Below are 22,499 nucleotides of genomic sequence, written 5' to 3'. Positions count from 1 at the left end.
ACTCATAGACATATAAATAAACGAGCCTCAATTAAACAATTGAGGCTCGCTATTAAATATACAACATTTATATTTAAAAAGTGTTTTTCCACATCATGCTCTCCACAGGACGAGTGGTCTTATTGTTATATTTCGCGTTTCCTTTACTATTGTAAAAAGTTTCCACCTCTCCCGCAATATTAAAATAAATCAGCTGACCAATAGGCATCCCTGCATATACTCTCACAGGCTGTGCCACCGAAATTTCCAGTGTCCAGGTATTGCAAAACCCTACGTCACCCTTTCCCGCTGTAGCGTGAATGTCTATACCCAGGCGACCAGTGCTCGATTTTCCTTCGAGGAAGGGGACATGCGCATGAGTTTCCGTATATTCCACTGTTACGCCCAGATAAAGGGTATGTGGCTGGAGGATAAACCCTGCTTTTGGAATTTCGAAATGCTCAATTTCGTTATGCTGCTTTGCGTCAAGTACCCTGTTTTTATAAGTGGCAAGATATTTACCCAGATGGACATCATAAGAGTTGGTGCCTAAGCACTCTCTGTTGAAGGGCTCAATGATAATGGTTCCTTTATCAATTTCTTCTAAAATGCGTTTGTCTGTAAGAATCATAATCCATTAAAGGGTTTGGGCATAAAACTAAGATAAAATTTCAAAATTTAGAATTAAGTGTGGCTGCCGGATACCTTTTCTTTCATTTGCAGGCATTTAGCTCAGAGTGGAGTTTAATAGTACTTGTTTCTATAATTTGAATAATTTACGATAATTTTGCACTGTTCTGTTAAACAGGATGGAGGCACAGGGGTTATCTGTTATAAACAATTTAGCTGGCTTTACATCGATAAGCCGCTAAGAATAAGTACTCAAATGAAATCTAAAAGACATGGCTCTGGCCTACTATAAACATCTGGATAGTACCTCGGCTTTCGGAATATGGAAGATCGAAGAAAGTGCCGAAGAGCTGTATTCACAACTCATACTGAACGATGAAGAGAAGGCTCGACTGGAGACTTTGAATAATGGTAAAAGAAACCTGCACTGGCTAAGTACGCGTGTATTGCTTCGCAAAATGCTTAATACAGATAAGTATATCGACTGCCAGGTGGATGAACATGGCAAACCGTATCTGGTAAATTTTCCGCACCATATTTCCTTAAGTCACTCGTTCGACTATGCAGCTGTAATTATCAGCGAGAACAAACCTGTGGGTATTGATATTGAACTGGTCAAAAATAAGATCGAAAGAGTAGCTTCGAAATTTTTGATTCCCCGGGAGCTGGCTTTTATCGATCCGAAGCATCGAATAGAGCATTTATACATATGCTGGTGTGCCAAGGAAGCTATCTATAAACTACAGGGAAAGCGCAACGTCTCATTCAAAGACCATATAAGGCTTAAAGAATTTCCCTTCAAGGAAGATGGAAACTTTCCTGCTTCCCTTGAAGTAGATGATGAGTATTCTGAATACGATGTTTACTACGAGCGATTTAAAGATTACATGATAGGGTATGTTACAGGTATCAAACAAAATACTGAGCCTCCTCAGAATATATAAAGAGAACGTACAATTACCAATACATGAAGAATAAAAAAGTGCAGTTTCAGGACTGGGGCTTGATGGACTATCAGGAAGCCTGGGATAAGCAGGAAGAAACATTCACAAAAGTTGTAGATCAGAAAACATTAAACCGTACCAAGGCAGCTGAAGATCCAACCAGTAACTATCTGATTTTTGTACAACATCCCCACGTCTATACGCTTGGAAAAAGCGGCAAGCCCGAAAATTTATTGTTGGATGAACAAGGCCTGAAAGACAAGGCTGCAAGCTATTATAAAATAAACAGGGGCGGCGATATTACTTATCATGGCCCCGGACAGATAGTGGGTTATCCCATTCTTGACCTCGATAATTTCTTTACTGACATTCACTTGTATTTGCGCACCCTTGAAGAAGCGGTTATTCTCACCCTGGCGCATTATGGAATAACAGCCGGCAGGTACGCCGGATTTACCGGTGTGTGGCTCGATGCCGATAACGAACGGGCTCGTAAGATCTGCGCAATGGGTGTCCGCTGCAGTCGTTGGGTTACCATGCATGGCTTCGCATTTAACGTAAATGCCGATCTGGATTACTTCAAAAACATCGTTCCTTGCGGTATAGATGATAAAGATGTTACCTCGATGGAAAGAGAACTTGGCTATAAGCCAGATATCGAAGAAGTGAAAGAGGTTTTAAAAACAAAGATCGCAGATCTGTTCCAAATGGAGCTGCTAGATTAACCGAAGATCAGACCTCTTCACCATAGATCTGCAAAAAGTTGTAGTCTTTTACTATGACCTGTAAAAACTGTTCATCACTTTCCAGGTTGACATTAGCCAGTCCGAGATGCTCTCTGATCCGGGATGCCGTCGATTGAAGCAACGGATGATTTTTACTTTTGTTGAAATTATTTAACACTTCGTAAATAAGACTAACATCGCTGTCCGACAACTTGCTTGCTTCAGGAAACACCAGCTGGTGATCTGGCGGCGGAGGCATAAATGCTACATGGTGTAAGCCAGTTTTCGATTTGGTTCTTACAATAGTAGTACCGGCCACAAGATCGCCTATCCTTTGTTTTTTGTCTGTAGCGGCAACGCAAAGCAGACCACCCATATTCATTGTTACTGTGAAATCAATAATTCTGAACATCCAGCGCAAAAGGTATTGTCCAAGGCCTGGGCGGGCTCCGTCAAGACTGATCACTTTTATTTTCATCACCTTCTTGCCAAGGCTTTGACCATTGAAAAAGACCTCGCATACAAGGTCGTAAAATGCATAACATAACAGGAGAACAACCAGGAGTACCTCGAAGAATGATGGCAACCCTGCACCTGCAAGTCCCGAGCCGAAGCCACTCGCAAAGATCAATATGTAAATAAAAAAAAAGGCCAGGAAATCCAGAAGATAAGCCAGTATCCGCGGGCCTAGTCCGGCAACTTCATAATCAATATCAATATTCTGCGCTGTTGTGATCCTTACGGTTTGCATAGTTAAAATATTTTCTAATTTAAATTTTTTGTTGATGATTTAAAATTTGTTCCTATTTTAACTGAAAATATTCCTGCCTAAACCAGTATGAAGGAGAGTATATTTGTTAAGCAAAACTATTCCAAATGGGTGCGTTTCGAGCAAGATCTAACCGAAGATCCCGATGAGCTTGCGGCACGGTTTATTTCAGTTACCGATGACCTCGCTTACGCAAAAACTTTTTTTCCGAAATCAAACACAACGGCATACCTAAACGGGTTAGCCGCCCACTTTCATCAATCTATTTATGTTAATAAGAAGGAGAAAAGTGGCCGGTTTAAGTCATTTTGGATCACCGAGCTGCCGCTGCTATTTAAAAAGCACGAAAAGCAACTGCTTTACTCTTTCCTCTTCTTTGTTGTTTTTTGCTTTATCGGGGCACTTTCTGCCAAGTTCGATGATTCTTTTGTGCGTTTGATATTGGGTGACGGTTATGTAAACATGACTAACGAAAATATTAGTAAAGGTGATCCTTTCGGTGTTTATAAAAAAGAGGGCGAGTTTGCAATGTTCTTTTATATCGCTTCCAATAATATCTTCGTTTCCTTTTATACTTATGTAAGCGGCATTTTTGCTTCTGTAGGAACGGTTTACAACCTTGTAAAGAACGGCATTATGCTGGGTTCTTTTCAATATTATTTTTTTAGTAAAGGCCTGGGCTGGCAGTCTGTACTGGTTATCTGGATTCACGGCACACTTGAAATTTCGGCTATTGTTATCGCAGGAGGTGCCGGACTGGTATTAGGCAACAGCATACTCTTTCCTAAAACCTACAAACGTATCGTGTCTGTTACAAGAGGTGCAAAGGAAGGGCTTAAAATAGTGATCGGACTGGTCCCTATATTTGTTTGTGCTGCCTTTCTTGAAGGGTTTATAACACGCCACACAGAAATGCCGCTTTTGTTGAGTTTGTCGATCCTGCTGGCCTCACTTTCTTTCATGGTGTGGTACGTTATTATATATCCTAATTACTTATCCCAAAAACTAAAAAATGACAAGCCCGGAGAAACAGAACATTAATTTGCGTCAGGAACGCGATTTTGGTGAACTCATCAATGATAGCTTTGTGTTTTTGAAACAAAACTGGAGACCACTACTGAAAGCCTGTCTTGTAATCGCGGGCTTTTTTATCATCGCCGCTATGGTTTCAGAGATCTTTAATCAATTGCGAATCAGCGGAGGAAATGAGACAATAGGAGAGCGTTTGAGCAGCGATACAACAGAAAGTAAATTGAGTCAGGTCTTTAGCTCACTGGCATTTCTTTTTGTCTCATTAACTACTTTATGTTATATATCCCTTTATGTTGAAAAAGGAAATGAGCCACCCTCTGTCGATGAGGTATGGAGTTATTTCAAATATTTTTTTTGGCGTTTTATAGGCTCAAACATCGTGTTCGGGATATTGATAGTGATTGGTTTACTCCTCTTTCTTATCCCAGGAATTTATTTGCTTACTGTTATTTCAATAAGCCTGACTGTGCTGGTCATTGAAAATACCGGGCTGACGGATGCTCTTGACCGGGGTTATAGATTGGTTAAAGGTAATTGGTGGGCAGCCACCGGCCCGATCTTCGTCGTTTTTTTCGTAGTGTTTGCCTTAATGGTGATCACTTTTATTCCTATTGGCATAATTTCGGGCGCCGGTCTGCTCCTCACCAACACAAAGTTGCCTCTTTTGGTAGCCGTTTTCACTGCCGTAATGGAATCGCTCTTTAATCTTGTTATGTTGGTTCCTCAAATAGTGACTGTTCTATGTTATTATAATCTGGTTGAAAAGAAAGAAGGCAGCAGTTTGATGGACCGCATCAATGCAATTGGTAAAGACAAGCCCTCCGACTCTGATCCCGAAGAAAGCTATTAAATGTTAAGGCTACTATTTTTAACAGCATTGTGTTACCTGTTTTGCGGAATTGCAGGATATGCTCCTGCCCGGTCAGCAAATGCAGCAGTACAGTCTGATATACGAAGACCAAACATCCGGCACTTCGATACGTCCGTTTTGGATGAGTATCGTAGTAACAAAGATTTCCAGTATGGCGACCAAAAGTTAAATGTGTCACCTTCTGTTTGGAGCCGGTTTTGGACCTGGTTCTGGGGCCTATTTGGGGATGCTTTTGAAAATGCGGCTTCCGGTGGTGCACTTAAGTACATTTTTATTTTGCTTGGCTGCGCCGCTATTATTTTTGCTGTGGTCAAGTTTGCTGGTATGGATACCAGCCTCCTGTTCACTGGCCGGTCGCAAGCTATCGAAGTGCCTTACTCGGAAATCCTCGAAAATATCCATGAGATATCCTTCGATGCAGCAATTGAAGAGGCTGTAAACCGGAACGATTTTCGGCTTGCCGTCAGGTTCTTGTACCTCAGGAGTTTAAAAAGGCTGAATGATTCCGGACGGATCTCCTGGAAACCTGATAAAACAAATTCTGAATACATAAAGGAGTTAAAAAATCCCCGGCAACAAAGTGTGTTCAGATCATTGACACGCCAGTTTGAGCACGTTTGGTACGGTAGCTTCCAGGTTAATCGCAATGCATTCGATAAGATAAATACTTCATTTAATGATTTTAACCGTGGTCGATTTTAGCTTAAAGGGATGAAGGATTTAAAAATTTATGCTTTCTTAGGATTTCTTTTTCTGGCGATATATCTGCTGGCCCAATACAACCGCCCAAAGCCAGTCGACTGGAAAGAGTCCTTCTCAAAGAAGGATAAAATTCCCTTTGGAACCTTTGTGTTTTACGAACGCTTAAAAGATATTTTTCCTCAGGCGGAAATAAAGGCAGTACGAACAGCTCCGTATACCACTTTTGAAGAAAGTGCCCCGGGAAAAGGCAGCTACATCCTCGTCGCGAAAGCGGCAAAAGTAGATGAGTACGATTTTGAACATTTAAAGAAGTACATGGAGCAAGGCAATAATGTCCTGATCGCTACCTATTACCCTGGTAAATACCTGGAAGACTCATTAAAGTTGAAGATCAGTACAGAACTAAAATTAAAGACTAAACAAAGAGCCTCTATATATTTCACTGATTCTGCACTGGATTCAGCCAGGCATTACACTTTCGATAAAGGTATAGGAGAACAGTACTTTAGCAGCTACGATACAAGCCGGACGGTGATCCTGGGGAAAAACAATAGAGGACATGCCAATTTTATCAAATATAATTACGGTAAAGGTGCGCTGTATCTGCTACCAGGCCCTTTCTTTTTTACCAACTATAATATTTTGAAACCGGAAGGCGCGGAATATGCAGAAAAAACCTTGTCATACCTTCCCACTGACGGGCAAATCGTATGGGATGAGTTCTCCGCTCTCGGTAGTGAAGGTGAAACCAGTATGATGCGCGTTTTCTTAAAACACAAGGAATTGAAGTGGGCCTATTACCTGGCTCTGTTCAGTTTATTCCTCTTTGTTGTGTACGAGATAAAAAGACGACAAAGGATCATCCCGGTGATAAAGCCTTTGGAAAATACGTCTGTAGAATTTGCTGAAATTGTAGGACAGGTGTATTATCAACGAAGAGATAATTCGAACATTGCCAGGAAACAGGTGACTTATTTTCTGGAAGGTATTCGTGCCAGGTATAATATAAAAACGGGTGCGCTCAATGCAGAATTTACGGATACACTGGCGCAAAAATCCGGTGTATCCAGGCAATTGATCGAAGTCATATTAGGGCAGGCAGCACAGATCAGCAAATACCAAACGGTGTCCGACACAGAATTAATAGAACTCAATAAAAATATAGAGCAATTTAATCAACAATCGAAATAGATCGAACATTTTGTTTGACGCTGCATTAGCAAAAATTCAACGGAAATATAGATTGCAACAGCAAACGAGTAGAACTAATTAATTATGGAAGAAGAAGTTTTTGAAACCAGAATAGACCTTAGCAAACTAAGCCGCGCGGTAGAAGATATCCGTGCCTCTCTGGGGAAGGTGATCATCGGGCAAACCGAAATGGTCGATTTTCTTATCGCAGGCATATTGGCAGACGGGCACATCCTTATTGAGGGGGTGCCGGGCGTTGCAAAAACGCTGACCGCCAAATTACTGGCTAAGTGCTTTGACGCCCGTTTCTCGAGGATTCAGTTCACGCCCGATTTAATGCCTTCAGATGTATTGGGAACTTCGGTGTTTAATCCAAGGGAATCGTCGTTCGAGTTTAAAAAAGGGCCCATATTTGGGAATGTGATCCTGGTGGATGAGATCAACCGGGCCCCGGCAAAAACCCAATCGGCTTTGTTTGAGGTGATGGAAGAGAAGCAGGTAACCATTGATGGCAAAACCTACGCAATGCAGGAACCTTTCATCGTACTGGCTACTCAAAACCCTATCGAACATGAAGGAACCTATCGTCTGCCGGAAGCGCAGCTAGACCGTTTTCTATTTAAGATCGAAGTCAGGTACCCATCATTAGAAGAAGAGACTGCAATATTGGTGGAGCAGCATCAGCTCAAAACTTCCGATAAAATACATGATATCACAGCCCTTTTGTCTGTAAACGAAATAGTTGAGCTGAGAAATCAGGTACGAACGTTGCACGTGGAACCCAAATTGCTCGAGTTCATTGCCCGTATTACACACGAAACCCGAAATAATAAATCGCTTTCATTGGGTGCATCTCCCAGGGCCTCCCTCGCTGTGGTCAACAGCTCAAAGGCTCTTGCGGCAATGGAAGGCCGCGATTTTGTTACCCCGGAGGATATTATCAAAGCAGTGCCTGCCGTCCTTAGGCACAGGGTGATTCTTACTCCGGATAAAGAAATGGAAGGAGCCGCAACTGATGACGTCCTAAACCAGATCATCCACAAAATTGAAGTGCCCAGATAGCCGGAGCAAAGAGATAGTATAGATAATATAATAAGTTGAATTACAAATCTTGTTAGCATATACTTTTGGAACATCTGATAACTAAGTATTACAAAGACCTGTTTTTATCCAATCGCCTGTTTACAGGTTTGGCTGGCGTTGTCCTGATGTTTTTGATGTCATTCTTTTTCCCCTGGTTAGGCGATGTTCCGCTGCTTTTATTTCTGGTGTTTGTATTGCTCGTGGTGATAGATATGGTCCTGCTGTTCAGGATACATCATGACGGCGTATTTGCCAGACGGAATGCTCCCAATCGTTTAAGTAACGGAGATGATAACGTATTAACGATCAACCTGGAAAACTTTTATGGGTTTAAGGTGCAACTGGGCATAATAGACGAAATTCCCGTTCAGTTTCAAAAAAGGGACATCTGGTTTGAGGTGAGTATGAAGCCTCATGAAAATAAGATCATTGATTATAAGCTTAAACCTGTAAAACGGGGCGAATATAAGTTTGGCAGCCTGCATGTGTATGTCTCTTCTCCCCTAGGGACCATTCAGAGACGATATACCTTTGAACAGGAGCAGACCTTGCCTGTGTATCCTTCTTTTTTACAGATGCGGAAATTTGAGTTGATGGCCGTTTCCAACCGATTAAGTGAGGTGGGTGTAAAAAAGATCAGGAGACTTGGCCACAGCATGGAGTTCGAGCAGGTCAAGAATTATGTAGCAGGGGATGATTATCGTACTATAAACTGGAAAGCCACCGCACGTCGGGGTGATATGATGGTAAACTCGTACAGCGACGAGAAATCCCAGCATGTGTATTGTCTTATTGATAAGTCGCGTGCCATGAAGATGCCGTTTGGAGGGCTAAGTTTATTGGATTACGCCATAAATGCCTCATTAGTGCTTTCAAACATCGCTATCCGGAAGGAGGATAAAGCAGGCCTGATAACGTTTGGGGAAAAAATTGGATCAATCCTTCCTGCCGACCGCCGGCCCGTGCAGCTGAACAAAATTCAAGAAGTATTATATAAAGAAAAAACCAGGTACCTTGAATCTAACCAGGAAGCCCTGTTTATTGCCATTCGGAATACATTGAAACAGAGAAGCCTTCTTGTATTGTTCACGAACTTCGAAAGCCTGTCAGCACTCGAAAGGCAGCTACCTTTTTTAAAGCGAATTTCCCGTTTCCACCTGCTCCTGGTCGTGTTTTTCGAAAATACCGAACTGAAATCTCTGGCTGAAGAACCCGCCAGGGACCTCGAAGGCGTTTATATCAAAACCATCGCAGAAAAGTTCGCCTATGAAAAAAAGCAGATCGTTTTAGAGCTTGCCAAGCACGGGATCCAATCAATATTAACTGCACCGCAGAATCTTACCATTAACACCATAAACCGCTATCTCGAAATAAAATCAAGGCAAAGTATTTAGGCTAGTTGTGTAAGTGATAAGTTGTAAATATTAAGGTTTGAGCATGCATATAAAAAGCTAGCTCTTTCAGTTTCTTGTGCTCTTCGAGATCTGTGATCACTGTGATCCCGAAGCCCTATCGCAGGTTCTTCGAACCCCCTCCTCATAAGCCATTAAAAAATTTTATCTTTGCCGCTATGAATATTCTTTTACTTGGTTCTGGCGGAAGAGAAAGCGCTTTTGCCTGGAAAATATCCCAAAGTCCGCTACTTAGCCAGTTGTTCATTGCACCCGGAAACGCCGGGACAGGAGCTTATGGAAAAAATGTCAACATCAAGCCAACAGATTTTGCAGCAGTTAAGGATTTTGTATTAAAAAATTCAGTGAACTTGGTGTTAGTTGGTCCCGAGGAGCCTCTTGTAAAAGGAATTCACGATTATTTTTTAGCAGATTCAGCCCTTAAAGATATTCCCGTAATTGGCCCGCAGGAAAGTGGCGCCATGTTAGAAGGGAGCAAAAACTTTTCAAAAGCTTTTATGCGCAGGCATTTTATTCCTACTGCCGCTTCTGCTTCTTTCACCCTCAATTCTTTAAGCGAAGGTTTATCTTACCTGGAAACTCACAAATTTCCGGTGGTATTAAAAGCCGATGGTTTGGCAGCTGGAAAAGGTGTTTTAATCTGTCAAACTCTTGAAGAGGCTCAAACCGAACTGATTGCCATGCTTCAGGATGCCAAGTTTGGTGAAGCGAGCAACATGGTAGTTATCGAAGAATTTTTAACGGGAATAGAGCTTTCTGTTTTTGTATTGACCGACGGTCACTCCTATAAAATTCTTCCTGAAGCAAAAGATTACAAACGTATTGGCGAAGGCGACACCGGCTTAAACACAGGAGGAATGGGTTCCATATCACCTGTTCCCTTTGCTGACGCAGCGTTCATGAAGAAAGTAGAAGATCAGATAGTAAAACCAACTATCAGTGGCCTAAAGCTGGATCAGATACCTTATAAAGGATTCATCTTCATTGGCCTTATGAACACAGATGGAGAACCTTACGTCATAGAGTACAATGTACGAATGGGTGATCCGGAGACTGAAAGCGTAATGCCACGTATCGAAAGCGACTTCGTTGAACTTTTACTGGGAGTAGCCAATGAGAACCTCCATGAAAAGGAACTTGTAGTCTCTCCAAAAACGGCTGCAACCGTAATGTTAGTTGCCAGCGGCTACCCAGGCGAATACATGAAGGGCAAAGCAATTACAGGCCTCGATAATATCAGGGATTCCCAGGTATTCCAGGCCGGAACCGTACTGGAAGATGGATTGGTGAAAACAGCCGGAGGCAGAGTACTGGCAATAACCTCTTTGCAGGATACCATGTTCGATGCGGTGCAGCAAGCGGTCACCGACGCAGGCAGAGTATATTACGATGGAAGGTATTTCCGTACCGATATCGGATTTGATCTATTATAATCTTACTGTAATATGAGATTAGTTAAACGGGCAATCACCTAACCCGTTTAACTAAATTCATAATTCATCACTCCTAACTCATCATTTTCCTAACGTCTTAGCCAGAAAGCTCTGAAGCTCCTCACCCCTAAGGTTTTTACCAATGATTTTTCCGTTAGGATCTATCAGGAAATTCTGAGGAATAGAGCGGACGCCATACAACATAGCAGCCTCATTGTTCCAAAATTTCAGGTCAGAAACATGCGTCCATGTTAACTTATCAGTGGCGATGGCCTTTAACCAGGCATCTTTTGCATTTTCACGATCTAGTGACACTCCCAGAACCGTGAAGTTCTTATCCTTATAAGTATTATAAGCTTTTACCACATTTGGATTCTCCTGCCGGCAGGGGCCGCACCAGGAAGCCCAGAAGTCAAGTAAAACATACTTTCCCCGGAAACTTGAAAGTTTAACGGGTTTGCCGTTTACATCCGCCTGCGTAAAGTCCATAGCTTCTGCACCGATTGAAGTGCCTTTGCTTGCCTGCAAAAAAGCTTTTAGGCTCGCAGCCTCCGGACTATTCCTTAAACTTTCAGACAACAAATTGAACAGGGGCTCCAGTTGAGCAGCATCAGGTTCTGAGCCTGCCATATTTTGAACAGCAATTAAGCTCATGTAGCTGTCAGGATGTTCAGTGATGAACTTCTTGTTGATTGCCTCCCGCTCTGTTACATAGCTGTTGTATTTGGACTGTAAAGACTGTTTAAACGTCTCGGATGTCTTTTTTTCGGGAGCAGCACTTTCATATTCATGGTTTAAGGCTACTATCTTAGTATTTACAGGTTTCAACAATCTCGACAATAGCTGATTCTCTTCATTGATCTTCGTTCCTGTGACAGTCGCCCTTGATAAGGAGTCGGCACTTTGTACGTTGGTGGTACCCTCAGCAATGTATATCGGAAGAACGTCAATTTGTGATTTCTCATTTAGGTTTTTAAAACCTGCTCCTTTATAATCTAATACAAGAACTGCTTTAGAAAAGCCTTTAGCGGTTCCGCTAAAAGCAAATGATCCATTATTTAGCGCAGCCGAATCAATTTTCTGCGTATCGTTCTGGCCGTAGGTTAAAAAGATCTTCGCAGCGGGCCCCGGATCAGCCACTTTCCCTTTAATTATAAAGTTCTGTTGGGCGTATAGAGCAGCAGGTGCAAGAAATAGCAACGGGAATATCAATTTTCTCATTTGAATAATATTTTTTATGACGGAACTATCATGGATTTAATGGAGACTATCAATTGCTATACCAGCTTCTGATAAGTACGCCACCATAGGTCTGGCATCTCTCCTGAAACGGCAATTTGATAGTCTTCGTATCTACAGGGAACTAAATGAAAACGTTCATTACCCGAAATTCCTACCGGATAGGGCACCTGCATCCACCAGCGGTCAGATTTTTTACTTTTCACAAACACAAGTTCATGCGACTGGTCTTTTAGTGATGTCCGGTAAATAAGATATTGCGATTTAGGCTGTAAAGGAAAATCTTTCTTCCGGTTATAAAAGCCGTCAATAAAATACCAGATCATTTGGGCCAAAAGCATGGCTGTCTGGCCATTTCTGTCGAATGCAGGATTGAACTCGTAAAAACCGATGGAGCTTAGTTTATCACTCATACCAGCGTAGCGGCATAGCTGACAGGCATCCTCGCCATAAAAACCGTTCGGGGTTGCATTGCTGTTCGCACACGCATCCGAAGCTCTTATAGCTGAAATATCAAAGCTGATTAAACTTGCGTTGCGGATCACTGGCTCTGCAACCGGCATGTTATTCGTGAAATCACCTAGCCGGTTAACGTCAAAGAGCAGCTTTTCCATAACCCTAAGGCTGTCCTGGTTCACAAAATAGGTTTGGTAACCAATGTTGCTGAAATTAAAAAGATAATTAGGCTGATGTAAAAAGATCTTATTTAGGTACGAGGTGGAAGTTGTTTCAATACTATCAGTTTCTGTGGAATCGTCAAGATCAAATTTAGAATCAATTACCACCAGATCCGCCTTTTGTTCAAGATCTTCATAGGCCATGTATTGAGCATACGTCAGATCCTGTCCGCCGCCAATAACAATGGGCACAATATTCTTTTTAATAAGTTCGGCTATAACAGTTTTTAATGCTACATAAGTGTCAGTAACCTTATGGCCCGCCCTGATATTACCCAAATCTGCAATGCGGCAGTTATAGCTACCCTGATACAAACTATATAATTTCTCCCTCACATAGTCAGCTGCGAGCGCTGTGCCTTGATTGTTTACGGCGTTCCTGTCTTCAAGTACGCCGATTATGGCGATATCAAATTTCTCAGTCTCAAGATCCGGAAAATCATTAGAGAACATTTCCACCTTAAACCCTAATTGGCTTGTGTAAAACCCAGTTTCGGGACTTAATTTTTGGTTGTTAAGTGGTGAAAAAAAATCGGCTAAAGACATCTGTGTGGTATGGGATTTTTTACTCGTTTTCTGTTGGATTTCTATTTAATTAATGCTGGATTTAATCATGAGGATGATTTAAATCAGCCATCCCTCAGTTTTCGTCCAAATATCAACTTTATTAAATACTTTTGAAAGCATTTTCAAAATTTCAGCCGGATGGTACTGGTTACAGGGGCAACTGGATTTTTAGGTTCCGAATTAATAAGACAGCTAAATGAAAGCGGTGGGCATATACGTGCTCTTAAGCGCTCTGGTTCTGCTATTCCGGAAGTTTTAAAAGAACTCGACATTGAATGGGTAAATGGAGATCTCCTTGATTATTTCTCTCTCGAAGCTGCCTTTGATGGGATCACGCATGTTTACCATTGTGCGGCCCAGGTATCTTTTGATCCAGCCTACAAAAAGCATGTACTTAAAACAAATCAGGTAGGTACTTACCACATCGTAAATCTCTGTTTAGATAACAATGTAGAAAAGCTGGTCCATGTTAGCTCGGTAGCCGCACTTGGCGAGGCCAGGCATGGAGGTGAAGTTACAGAACAAACTCACTGGGAGTTTAATGGTAAACAACACGGGTACTCCATTTCAAAGTACGAGAGTGAGATGGAGGTTTGGAGGGCTATTGCAGAAGGGCTGAATGCCGTTATTGTAAATCCATCGGTGATAATTGGCGCTAATGCAGGCAAAGCTGGCAGTGGTCAGATCTTTGACATGGTACAGCGTGGCCTCCGCTTTTATACCCGGGGAAGTTTGGGGGTGGTGGATGTGGAAGACGTAGCAAAAGCTATGATCCTGTTAATGGACAGTGAGCTTAGTGCAGAACGCTATATATTAAATGCAGAAAATCTAGCATGCAGACAGTTGTTCAAGCAGACATCCGAATGTTTCGGCATAAAGGCTCCCAACCTGGAAGCCAAACCCTGGCTTATGGAAATAGGCTGGCGGGCTGCGGGCCTTTTATCATTATTTACGGGAAAGAATTATGCATTGACCAAAGACAGTGCCCGAAGTTCACTCAGGCTGCATCAATACTCGAGCAGTAAGTTTCTCTCGGCTTTTCCGAAATTCCAATACAAGCCAATTAGCAATACTATACAAGAAATTTGCAGAAAATTAAAACGATAGTATTCTATTAGTACATTTGCAGCAAATTTTATATCGGATTATATCCTTTCTTTAAAATAGAATGAAGAATTTTTATATTATAGATTTCGACAGCACCTTCACCCAGGTAGAGGCATTAGATGAGCTGGTGCGGATTTCACTCAAAGAGCATCCCGACCGTGAAAAAATTTATAAAGAAATTGAAGATCTAACAAATGCCGCGATGGAAGGCCGCTTGTCTTTCCGGGAAAGTTTATCCGGCCGCGTAAAGCTTCTTCACGCAAACCAGGATCATTTAAAGCTACTAGTTAACCGCTTGAAGAAGAAGGTGTCTTCATCTTTTTCGCGTAACAGGGCTTTCTTTAAAAAGCATGCCGACGATGTATTGATCGTTTCCGGTGGATTCAAAGAGTTCATTACGCCGGTAGTTCTTCCATACCACATCAAACAGGAAAATATTTACGCAAATACTTTCCAGTTTGATGAGCAGGGAAATATCATTGGATACGATGAAGCAAATCCTTTATCAACAGAGGGAGGGAAAGTTAAACTTCTCCGTGAACTAAACCTTCAGGGAAATATATTTGGCATTGGCGACGGATATTCTGATTTTCAATTAAAAGAATCCGGTCTCATCCAGAAATTTTATGCTTACACAGAAAATATCTCCCGCAAGAGTATCCTGGAGAAAGCGGATCACATTACTCCCAGCTTTGATGAGTTTCTGTATTTAAATAAGCTCCCCAGTGCCATTTCGTATCCTAAAAACAGGATACTTTGTCTGATTGTCGGAGACGTGCCCGAAGAAGCCGTTAACGTTCTTAAGAAAGACGGGTTTTCCATTCGTCAGAAAGATACGTTCGAGGAAAAGTACATTGCTGATGTTGGCATGCTGCTTTTGGGTGACGGTCAGCATATTGCTGATGCAGTGTTAGAACGGGCAGTTAAGTTAAAAACTATCGGTTACCTGGGAAGCAGTAAACCGGAGATCTCGCATGATATTGCTACAGAAATGGGTATCGTTATTTTCGATGACGTAAAAAATAACCCCCGAAATGTGCAGTTCATTCCGAAAAGGATGGCAGAGTTTATCAACAAAGGGGATACTTATCTGAGTTCAAACTTTCCGAACCTGCAGTTGCCAAAAGTTAAAAATGCGCACCGTTTGATCCATATACACAGCAATGTGCCAGGTATTATGGCGCAGATCAACCAGGTCTATGCCAGGCACAATATCAATATTCTAGGACAGTTCCTGCGTACAAACGCACAGATCGGGTATGCCATTACAGATGTAAGCGCTCAGTATGATAATCAGGTTCTTAAGGAATTAAAGGAGATAGATCACACGATTAAATTCCGGATCCTATATTAACTTATATTGAACTACAGCAGCTCCGGAATAATACTGGCACCCTACTTGTAGTAGTAAGCTCAAAACATATAAAAATGAGTTTACTAAAATATTTAATTGTAGGCGCAGCTGCAGCAGCTGGGTATAACTACATTACCAAGAGAAGACCAGACGGTGGCTCTATTGCCGAAGACTTGAAGGCAAAGGCACCGGAGTGGATGGAAAAAGCACGGCCCTATGTTGATAAGATAAAAGATCAGGTGTCAGGAAAGTCTCACACTAATACTAATACAGGCAGCCAGGATTTTTCTACAGGAATGAATTGATCAATTTAAGGGTCAATTCTTTCCTTGTTTTCCTTTATACATAACACTCTTTCTGTACAAGATACCAAATCAGTCCGGTTCTGAAACATCAGAGCCAGCTGGTATGGTATTTTTTTTATAATTTCACAACGTATAGTGCAGATTCTTGTAATTATAACATTTTTTTTAAAAAAATTTTGCACTAATAATAATATATGTATATTTGTATCGGTTTATAATTGGTTAGTTTAAAAGGTCTTCATCCTCCCCGTTTGAAGACCTTTTTCTTTTTAGCAACTTTCCGGTCCCTCCCATTGCGTTTCTTCGGCATCCTGAACTTGCTGGACCTCTCGGCTAAACAGGCGCTCATGCTTTATAATGAATTTTATTTTGCTGTGTATGAGGAAATTGAGATCTTTTTTTAGGAAAATTAAATTAGTGTTTTTAAAAATCAAAACTTGTTGTATCTTTGAATCAACACAAGTAATTGTGATAAGGTTTAGGTTAGCCCTGCAGGTGAGGATCTGCAGGGCATTTTTTTTCTTACCATCTTATATCTTTCCGTATTCTTATTCCTACACCAATCGTCAACCTCCTCGCCTGATTCCAAGTTAGGAAGCGTAGTAACCGTTTAGCAGACATCCTTCAAATTTCACATCCGATATGGATGGAGATTGCTTTATATTTGTGGCTTTATGACAGATTTTAAGATTGAATACGCACAAAGAATATATACTACTTTCCTGGAAAGCTCAGAAGTAACAGCGGATAGAGTGGAAGTAAAAATAATTATGTATTCTACCGTTTATGCTATTTATAAAGATAAAAGTACCGGCCTTTGGCATAATCATATCAGCAAGTTCGAGTTGAGCAGCGGACTGCTGGAAGCCGTAGGTGCCAAACTGGATGATTTTTTAAATCTTTGAACTTAATACCAAAAAAAGGAAGAGCCCTGATTTCTCAGAGCTCTTCGACAAGGTTTTATAGATAGATGTACCTCCATACTAACTATAACTGTGCCAAGGTTTATTTTAAGTGTAGATTTTACGATTAATAACGTAATACTTGTGGCTTTTTAGTACAATTAGTGTACTGAATGCAGGATTATTTTGCAAATTTAGAATTCAGGCATGCTTTTAGAAGTGTGGCTGACAATTGCCCTTGTCTTTCCAGCGACTCGTTAAGGTCCGTTTTAGCCGAACATTCAATACAATACCGGGAACGTTTGCACAGAATCGTCTCTACATGCGTTTAAAACAGCTCGTTTTATTCGTAATATTGAATCTCTGATCGGCGAGATAAAAATCACTTACCTCGTTCAGGAGAACTCTTAAACCAAAACAAACCATTGCATGAAATATCTAAGATCCCACAATTTACTTAGTCTGGTATTCTTCCTTTCTGCTTTTACGCTGCAAGCTTGTACAAGTAGGAGAGTCCTAAACGTAAAAGAATTGGAAACTGTAGTTAGTTCTGTGGACGAAGTGTTGCAAGCACTAAAAGCTGCTAAGCCCGGTGACGTGATTCTCGTAAAAAGTGGCGATTATAAATTTCAAAAAAGGATAGATATACAAGTTGACGGATCGGAGAAACTACCCATTGTTTTGATTTCTCATAAAAACAATAAGACCAGGCCAATATTCGATTTTAGTGCTTTGGGCGAAGGGAACTCTAATCAGGGAATTATTTTAAGAGCAAGTTACTGGGAAATTAAAGGGATAGAGGTAACAAAAGCTGGTGATAACGGCATTTTAATCAATGGTAATAACAACCTTATCGAAAATTGCTCTTTTTCACAATGTTCAGATACCGGACTGCAATTAGATAGTCATGCTGCAAACAACTTAATTCTAAACTGCGATTCTTACTTTAATGCTGATTCTAAGATTGAAAACGCCGATGGATTTGCATGTAAAATTGACGTAGGGTCTGGAAATAAATTCAAAGGCTGCCGGGCATGGCAAAATCTCGACGATGGCTGGGATGGGTATTTGAAGCAGACTGATAATGTAAGCACCGTTTTTGAAGATTGCTGGGCTTTCAGCAACGGAATACTTAAAAATGGCCAGTTGAGCGGTGGGGATGGTAACGGATTTAAATCTGGGGGAAGTGATAACAAGTTGTTGAAGCACAATGCTACTTACACCAATTGCGTCAGTGCAGGCAACGTTAAAAATGGCTTTGATCATAATAGCAATCGTGGAGAGGTTACTTTGATTGGTTGTAAGGCTTACGATAACAAACAAAAGAACCTGAGTTTTGGAAAGAAGAATCCTGTATCTAAACTTACCGTGAAAGATTGTATAGTACTCGGAACGCCCGGATCTCTGGAAGCCGACTTAAAAGAAATAAGCGGTAATAACTGGCAACTTAATCAAAATTTGCAGCCAGATAACTTTATAAGTTTAGAAATCAGTGAACTCAAAAAACCTCGTAAGGCCGACGGAAGTTTGCCGGACATCAACTTCATGAAGGTTAAATAATCCTCTTTTATAAATAGGATTCCTAAATACTAACGGTCGAGGTTTTCAAAAGCTGCTCTGATAAAATTCATCACACCATAGCAGATGAGTCCCAATGCGAGTGCGGCAAGTAAATATGTTCCGAAAGGGCCTTCCTGAACGAAGCTGAAGGCTGAACCTGTGCCACCCGCTTCTGACGCATTGTGTTGATATGCAGCTTTCAAAAAAAGAAAAGAAACTATAAGCCACACAATGCCCCTCGAAATATATCCTGCTTTTCCAGCCCTTAGCAGAGAAAACGAAGCTTTTTGACTAAGCTTCTGAACATCGACATGATTGCGGTATTTCTCCGAACTACCATACCATATTTGGTAAACGCCTATTCCGGTAAAGATTAGCCCAATGACAACCATCACCCACATCCCGAGAGGGTGTTTCATTAAGCTTTGAATCTGTGAGTTAGATGATCCTCCGGAATCGGAGCTGCCTTCAATTATCGCCTTAACTGTTAGGAAGCAGATAGACAGATAGGTAAGACCGCTAAAAAAATAGCCGAAGCGTTTGGCAATTCCTTTCGGTCTGCTACCCTTATGTTCAGTGTCTAAAAATGTTTGTAAGAAACGCCAGACGCTGTAGGCTAACAATCCGATAGAAATAAATAAAAGTACAATCTTTCCTCCCGACATTTCTAAAAGGAATTGGATGGACCCAGCCTTATCACTTTTACCTGCCGCCTGACCATTAATTTGAAAAGCGGACATAAGGGCAAGCAACCCAATAAGACAGTAAACTATGCCTTTTGCAAAAAGGCCCGTTTTGGCTACAGGCCGAATCCAGGCTGGCGATCTTTCTTGTGCTAAATTCATACTAGATATAAAGATCATTTTTTTGCATGAGTATCAACCCATTTTTCAAAGGCTGTTATAAAGGTTTTCAGAAACCCCCTTGTAGATTCATTAGTCAGGTTTCCGCTCTCGTCAAATAGAGCAGTTGCTCCGCCTATGTACGCTTCAGGCTGAGCCATGGTAGGCACATTCACAAAGACCAGCGATTGACGCAAATGATGATTAGCTCCGAATCCACTAATGTTTCCAATCGAAACGCTCACTACAGCTGCCGGTTTTCCGTCCCATGAGTTCTGTCCGTAAGGGCGGGAACCTACATCTATAGCATTTTTTAAAACAGCTGGCACCGAACGGTTGTATTCTGGCGTCAGAAAAAGAAGTCCATCAGCCGCACGGATTTGCTCCCGGAATGTGACCCACTCATGCGGTGGCGTCGCTTCCAGATCTTCGTTAAACATAGGAAGTTCTGCGATGCTTAACATTTCCAGACTTAGTGATTCTGGTGCAAGAGCTAATAAAGCCTTCGCTGTTTTTAAATTGTAAGATTCCTTACGAAGACTTCCTACGATAACTGCAATTTTGTATTTGTTCATAGCTTTGGGTTCGTTTGTTTAATTTTTAGATAGCTGTGTCTTTGATCTGTTTGTGTAAACTTGTTAGTGTTTAACTTTCGTAAGCTTAAAGAGTTTAAAATAATTTAACTGAACTACATACGCTAATCTTAGTGCGAAGACAGCGGGGCGGCTGGCGATAGCAGTGGCGATTGATTAGCTACATAATCAATTGTACAAAACCAAACCATTTCCGTACAAAAATGAACCCTCCCGATACATCATGCATTTAGTTTTGTCATAACCGTTTATAACGACCAGACCCTGATAATGCCATCATGGTAAACCAAATTAAACAATATGAGAAAACTTTACTTAAAAACATTGGGAGTGCTATGCTTAAGCTTACTTGCTTTTAATACCAGTGCACAAACCACTTATTATGTCAAAACCGATGGAACAGGCGCTGCTGCTACAGCTACAAGTTGGGCCACTGCGTCTCAAGACTTGCAAGATGTGATCAATACCGCTCAAGCCGGAGACAGAATTTTTGTGAAAGGCGGCACTTATTTACCAAACAGACCTGCAAATACACCCACTGTAGTCAATGCAACACATAGGGATAATGCTTTTGTACTTAAAGATGGAGTGAGTATTTATGGCGGTTTTGCCGGCACTGAAGATAATGAAACACAACGCATAGCAGGAAATGAAACTATCTTGAGTGGCGATTTGAATAGTGATGATGTAACCGAGACTAGTGCAAATGCAAGCAATTATATGACTCAAAATAAAACCGATAATGTGCACCATGTGGTCATTGCCATTGGTTTAACCAGCAACACTGTGTTCGATGGATTTACATTGACAAAAGGCGATGCTTCGGGTAGTTCAACGCTGTCTGTCAATTCAAAAAATGTAGACAGGAGGTTCGGGGCCGGAATGTATATTTTGGATTCTGGTACCGGGTTTACTATTTCCAATGTCACAGCAAGCATCCATAGAGCGGTTGGTGACAACTCAGCAGCAGGAGGTGCCGGATTTTACATCAACAATAGTAGCCCAACCCTTGACAATTGCGAGATCAGTAAATGTTATAATACGAATGCTACACCGAGAACGGCAGGTTACATTTATGGCGCTGCAATGTCGTTGGTAGTGTCCAGCAATGTAACAATAAAGAATACGGTTTTTTCTGAGAACTTTGGTTCTTATGGAGGAGCAGTAAGCACCAACTCGAGTAGTGCTACCTTCGCTAACTGTACGTTTAAACTCAATCGCAGTCACAATGGAAGAGGTGGCGCAATAGACATACGTGGAGGTCTACCAACCTTTAGCAATTGCTTATTCGCAGAAAATTCAGTCGGCGGCGCTGACGGAGGAGGAGCTGTTTATAACTTTTCCGGAAGACCAACTTTCCAAAACTGTATTTTCTACAAAAATAGTACAGGAAGCAATGGCGGAGTATATGGAACCCAAAATGGCAGTAACTATGGCGCCGTTTTCATTAACAATACATTCTATGACAACAAAAATACACGTGCCGGAAGTGCAGCGAATTACACTGCAGGTTTACAAGTTCTCGCGGTAGGCAGCAATGTCTCCTTTACGGATAAAAAAACGTATCTGCATAACAATATCTTTTTCAACAATACCTTCACAGCAGCAACTAACGATACCAATACCCCTGATATTTATGTAGTTAATCCTGCTACATTGCTTGGCAGCGTTAACTATAATATTATTCAGCAAACCTCACAGGTATCAGCAGATCCAACCAATTTAATTGATACAGATCCATTGTTCATCAGTGTAACACCTGGCGACTTGGCTTTTTTAGCACCGCAAACCACCAGTCCTGCCAAAGATGCGGGTAATAACAGTTATAACACATTGGCAGTCGATTTCAATGGCAGGGCCCGCAAAAATGGTGTTATAGATATTGGAGCTGTAGAATATCATACGGTATTGCCGGTATCATTCATCAGCTTTACTGCAAGAGCAACCACAGTAGGAGCGCAACTAGACTGGAAGGTTGCCTCGGAAACCAGCAACAAACAATACATCATAAGTCGGAGTACCGATGGTAAGAGCTATGACCTGGTCACAAAAGTTGCGGGTGCTAACAACAACAGTACCGCACCGCTTAGCTATGCTCATACAGACCGCACAGTTGTTGGCGGAACCTACTACTATAAATTAGAGCAGGAAGACCTTGATGGGAAACTTACCCATCTGGCTACACAGGTAGTAAAAATCGGCTTATCTGCTAATAGTGTAAGTGTTTATCCCAATCCAACCCAAAGTAATGTAACTATAGCCGTAGATGCTGGCGTTTACAGCAAATACAGCGTAATTGATTTACAAGGCACTACTTTAATTAATGGAAATATAGACAGCACTGATCAGCAAATAGATCTAAACTTATCAAACCTGGCAGCTGGCACTTATATCATCAAATTAACAGGAGTGACAGGCAATAGATCTGCAAGAGTGGGCAAGCTATAATTTTGCCGATGAAAATGCTGTAATGTTTATAGAGGCCTCGTGAATTTTTTAAATTTCGGGGCCTTCGTTCTGTTTACATTCATGACTGTCGTGAATATAGCTGCTATGAAAATTTTCTTAATTTTTTGGCTTAA

Annotated in this window: 21 protein-coding genes; 15 read left to right on the top strand and 6 right to left on the bottom strand. The window is 41.4% G+C overall.

The window, feature by feature from the left end:
* Positions 1-73: 73 nt before the first annotated feature.
* Positions 74-610 (bottom strand): dCTP deaminase, encoded by a 537-nt coding sequence (gene dcd / locus J3P37_RS08475; protein WP_256010672.1) that lies wholly within the window; start codon positions 608-610, stop codon positions 74-76.
* Positions 611-881: 271 nt separating this feature from the next.
* Between dcd and J3P37_RS08470 the strand changes: the two genes are divergently transcribed.
* The gene (locus tag J3P37_RS08470) at positions 882-1,553 is read left to right on the top strand and encodes a 4'-phosphopantetheinyl transferase family protein (protein WP_256010671.1); all 672 of its coding nucleotides are present in this window, start codon (positions 882-884) and stop codon (positions 1,551-1,553) included.
* Between the two features lie 23 nt (positions 1,554-1,576).
* The gene (gene lipB / locus J3P37_RS08465) at positions 1,577-2,278 is read left to right on the top strand and encodes a lipoyl(octanoyl) transferase LipB (protein ID WP_256010670.1); all 702 of its coding nucleotides are present in this window, start codon (positions 1,577-1,579) and stop codon (positions 2,276-2,278) included.
* 7 nt (positions 2,279-2,285) lie between these two features.
* Here the strand turns inward: lipB and J3P37_RS08460 are convergent, their stop codons facing one another.
* Positions 2,286-3,029: an RDD family protein gene (locus J3P37_RS08460; RefSeq protein ID WP_256010669.1), complete on the bottom strand. Its 744-nt coding sequence runs from the start codon at positions 3,027-3,029 to the stop codon at positions 2,286-2,288.
* Positions 3,030-3,116: 87 nt separating this feature from the next.
* Here J3P37_RS08460 and J3P37_RS08455 point away from each other — a divergent pair, with 87 nt between their 5' ends.
* The 7 genes from J3P37_RS08455 to purD all read left to right on the top strand — a co-directional run bounded on the left by J3P37_RS08455 (position 3,117) and on the right by purD (position 10,771).
* Positions 3,117-4,088 carry a stage II sporulation protein M gene (locus J3P37_RS08455; RefSeq protein WP_256010668.1) on the top strand — a complete coding sequence of 324 codons (972 nt, stop codon included), beginning with the start codon at positions 3,117-3,119 and terminating at the stop codon, positions 4,086-4,088.
* A complete protein-coding gene (locus J3P37_RS08450) occupies positions 4,060-4,929 on the top strand; it encodes a hypothetical protein (protein ID WP_256010667.1) in 870 nt (289 codons plus the stop codon). Before J3P37_RS08455 ends, J3P37_RS08450 begins: the two co-directional genes overlap by 29 nt.
* On the top strand, positions 4,930-5,652 hold the full coding sequence (locus tag J3P37_RS08445) for a DUF4129 domain-containing protein (protein WP_256010666.1): 723 nt from the start codon (positions 4,930-4,932) through the stop codon (positions 5,650-5,652).
* Positions 5,653-5,661: 9 nt separating this feature from the next.
* Positions 5,662-6,843: a DUF4350 domain-containing protein gene (locus J3P37_RS08440; protein ID WP_256010665.1), complete on the top strand. Its 1,182-nt coding sequence runs from the start codon at positions 5,662-5,664 to the stop codon at positions 6,841-6,843.
* Between the two features lie 84 nt (positions 6,844-6,927).
* Positions 6,928-7,905: an AAA family ATPase gene (locus J3P37_RS08435; protein ID WP_256010664.1), complete on the top strand. Its 978-nt coding sequence runs from the start codon at positions 6,928-6,930 to the stop codon at positions 7,903-7,905.
* A gap of 65 nt (positions 7,906-7,970) precedes the next feature.
* Entirely contained in the window at positions 7,971-9,320 is a 1,350-nt protein-coding gene (locus J3P37_RS08430; protein ID WP_256010663.1) for a DUF58 domain-containing protein, read from the top strand.
* A gap of 176 nt (positions 9,321-9,496) precedes the next feature.
* Positions 9,497-10,771: a phosphoribosylamine--glycine ligase gene (purD, locus tag J3P37_RS08425; protein WP_256010662.1), complete on the top strand. Its 1,275-nt coding sequence runs from the start codon at positions 9,497-9,499 to the stop codon at positions 10,769-10,771.
* 81 nt (positions 10,772-10,852) lie between these two features.
* Here the strand turns inward: purD and J3P37_RS08420 are convergent, their stop codons facing one another.
* Positions 10,853-11,992 carry an AhpC/TSA family protein gene (locus tag J3P37_RS08420; RefSeq protein WP_256010661.1) on the bottom strand — a complete coding sequence of 380 codons (1,140 nt, stop codon included), beginning with the start codon at positions 11,990-11,992 and terminating at the stop codon, positions 10,853-10,855.
* A 56-nt stretch (positions 11,993-12,048) separates the two neighbouring features.
* The gene (locus tag J3P37_RS08415) at positions 12,049-13,233 is read right to left on the bottom strand and encodes a formimidoylglutamase (protein WP_256010660.1); all 1,185 of its coding nucleotides are present in this window, start codon (positions 13,231-13,233) and stop codon (positions 12,049-12,051) included.
* Positions 13,234-13,392: 159 nt separating this feature from the next.
* Here J3P37_RS08415 and J3P37_RS08410 point away from each other — a divergent pair, with 159 nt between their 5' ends.
* From J3P37_RS08410 to J3P37_RS08390, 5 genes are all read left to right on the top strand, one after another.
* Positions 13,393-14,361: an NAD-dependent epimerase/dehydratase family protein gene (locus J3P37_RS08410; RefSeq protein ID WP_256010659.1), complete on the top strand. Its 969-nt coding sequence runs from the start codon at positions 13,393-13,395 to the stop codon at positions 14,359-14,361.
* A 61-nt stretch (positions 14,362-14,422) separates the two neighbouring features.
* Positions 14,423-15,715 carry an HAD-IB family phosphatase gene (locus tag J3P37_RS08405; RefSeq protein ID WP_256010658.1) on the top strand — a complete coding sequence of 431 codons (1,293 nt, stop codon included), beginning with the start codon at positions 14,423-14,425 and terminating at the stop codon, positions 15,713-15,715.
* A gap of 74 nt (positions 15,716-15,789) precedes the next feature.
* Positions 15,790-16,020, top strand: coding sequence for a YtxH domain-containing protein (locus J3P37_RS08400; protein WP_256010657.1), 231 nt, complete (start codon positions 15,790-15,792; stop codon positions 16,018-16,020).
* A gap of 674 nt (positions 16,021-16,694) precedes the next feature.
* On the top strand, positions 16,695-16,925 hold the full coding sequence (locus J3P37_RS08395) for a hypothetical protein (RefSeq protein ID WP_256010656.1): 231 nt from the start codon (positions 16,695-16,697) through the stop codon (positions 16,923-16,925).
* Positions 16,926-17,351: 426 nt separating this feature from the next.
* Positions 17,352-18,482, top strand: coding sequence for a right-handed parallel beta-helix repeat-containing protein (locus tag J3P37_RS08390; protein WP_256010655.1), 1,131 nt, complete (start codon positions 17,352-17,354; stop codon positions 18,480-18,482).
* Between the two features lie 29 nt (positions 18,483-18,511).
* Here the strand turns inward: J3P37_RS08390 and J3P37_RS08385 are convergent, their stop codons facing one another.
* Both J3P37_RS08385 and J3P37_RS08380 read right to left on the bottom strand, forming a co-directional pair.
* Positions 18,512-19,327 carry a DUF1206 domain-containing protein gene (locus J3P37_RS08385; RefSeq protein ID WP_256010654.1) on the bottom strand — a complete coding sequence of 272 codons (816 nt, stop codon included), beginning with the start codon at positions 19,325-19,327 and terminating at the stop codon, positions 18,512-18,514.
* 14 nt (positions 19,328-19,341) lie between these two features.
* Positions 19,342-19,899 (bottom strand): NADPH-dependent FMN reductase, encoded by a 558-nt coding sequence (locus J3P37_RS08380; RefSeq protein WP_256010653.1) that lies wholly within the window; start codon positions 19,897-19,899, stop codon positions 19,342-19,344.
* 318 nt (positions 19,900-20,217) lie between these two features.
* Here J3P37_RS08380 and J3P37_RS08375 point away from each other — a divergent pair, with 318 nt between their 5' ends.
* A complete protein-coding gene (locus J3P37_RS08375) occupies positions 20,218-22,365 on the top strand; it encodes a T9SS type A sorting domain-containing protein (RefSeq protein WP_256010652.1) in 2,148 nt (715 codons plus the stop codon).
* The last annotated feature ends 134 nt before the right edge of the window (positions 22,366-22,499 follow it).

The organism is Desertivirga xinjiangensis (assembly GCF_024436435.1).
Taxonomy (GTDB): Bacteria; Bacteroidota; Bacteroidia; order Sphingobacteriales; family Sphingobacteriaceae; genus Desertivirga; species Desertivirga xinjiangensis.
Note: the sequence above shows the minus strand (reverse complement) of the source record. Positions and strands in the feature narration are given on the sequence as shown.

Excerpts from the sequence above, each read along its gene's own strand:
- dcd (WP_256010672.1), bottom strand. The coding sequence starts at position 610 with ATGATTCTTACAGACAAACGCATTTTAGAAGAAATTGATAAAGGAACC.
- J3P37_RS08470 (WP_256010671.1), top strand. The coding sequence starts at position 882 with ATGGCTCTGGCCTACTATAAACATCTGGATAGTACCTCGGCTTTCGGA.
- lipB (WP_256010670.1), top strand. The coding sequence starts at position 1,577 with ATGAAGAATAAAAAAGTGCAGTTTCAGGACTGGGGCTTGATGGACTAT.
- J3P37_RS08460 (WP_256010669.1), bottom strand. The coding sequence starts at position 3,029 with ATGCAAACCGTAAGGATCACAACAGCGCAGAATATTGATATTGATTAT.
- J3P37_RS08455 (WP_256010668.1), top strand. The coding sequence starts at position 3,117 with ATGAAGGAGAGTATATTTGTTAAGCAAAACTATTCCAAATGGGTGCGT.
- J3P37_RS08450 (WP_256010667.1), top strand. The coding sequence starts at position 4,060 with ATGACAAGCCCGGAGAAACAGAACATTAATTTGCGTCAGGAACGCGAT.
- J3P37_RS08445 (WP_256010666.1), top strand. The coding sequence starts at position 4,930 with ATGTTAAGGCTACTATTTTTAACAGCATTGTGTTACCTGTTTTGCGGA.
- J3P37_RS08440 (WP_256010665.1), top strand. The coding sequence starts at position 5,662 with ATGAAGGATTTAAAAATTTATGCTTTCTTAGGATTTCTTTTTCTGGCG.
- J3P37_RS08435 (WP_256010664.1), top strand. The coding sequence starts at position 6,928 with ATGGAAGAAGAAGTTTTTGAAACCAGAATAGACCTTAGCAAACTAAGC.
- purD (WP_256010662.1), top strand. The coding sequence starts at position 9,497 with ATGAATATTCTTTTACTTGGTTCTGGCGGAAGAGAAAGCGCTTTTGCC.
- J3P37_RS08420 (WP_256010661.1), bottom strand. The coding sequence starts at position 11,992 with ATGAGAAAATTGATATTCCCGTTGCTATTTCTTGCACCTGCTGCTCTA.
- J3P37_RS08415 (WP_256010660.1), bottom strand. The coding sequence starts at position 13,233 with ATGTCTTTAGCCGATTTTTTTTCACCACTTAACAACCAAAAATTAAGT.
- J3P37_RS08410 (WP_256010659.1), top strand. The coding sequence starts at position 13,393 with ATGGTACTGGTTACAGGGGCAACTGGATTTTTAGGTTCCGAATTAATA.
- J3P37_RS08405 (WP_256010658.1), top strand. The coding sequence starts at position 14,423 with ATGAAGAATTTTTATATTATAGATTTCGACAGCACCTTCACCCAGGTA.
- J3P37_RS08400 (WP_256010657.1), top strand. The coding sequence starts at position 15,790 with ATGAGTTTACTAAAATATTTAATTGTAGGCGCAGCTGCAGCAGCTGGG.
- J3P37_RS08395 (WP_256010656.1), top strand. The coding sequence starts at position 16,695 with ATGACAGATTTTAAGATTGAATACGCACAAAGAATATATACTACTTTC.
- J3P37_RS08390 (WP_256010655.1), top strand. The coding sequence starts at position 17,352 with ATGAAATATCTAAGATCCCACAATTTACTTAGTCTGGTATTCTTCCTT.
- J3P37_RS08385 (WP_256010654.1), bottom strand. The coding sequence starts at position 19,327 with ATGAATTTAGCACAAGAAAGATCGCCAGCCTGGATTCGGCCTGTAGCC.
- J3P37_RS08380 (WP_256010653.1), bottom strand. The coding sequence starts at position 19,899 with ATGAACAAATACAAAATTGCAGTTATCGTAGGAAGTCTTCGTAAGGAA.
- J3P37_RS08375 (WP_256010652.1), top strand. The coding sequence starts at position 20,218 with ATGAGAAAACTTTACTTAAAAACATTGGGAGTGCTATGCTTAAGCTTA.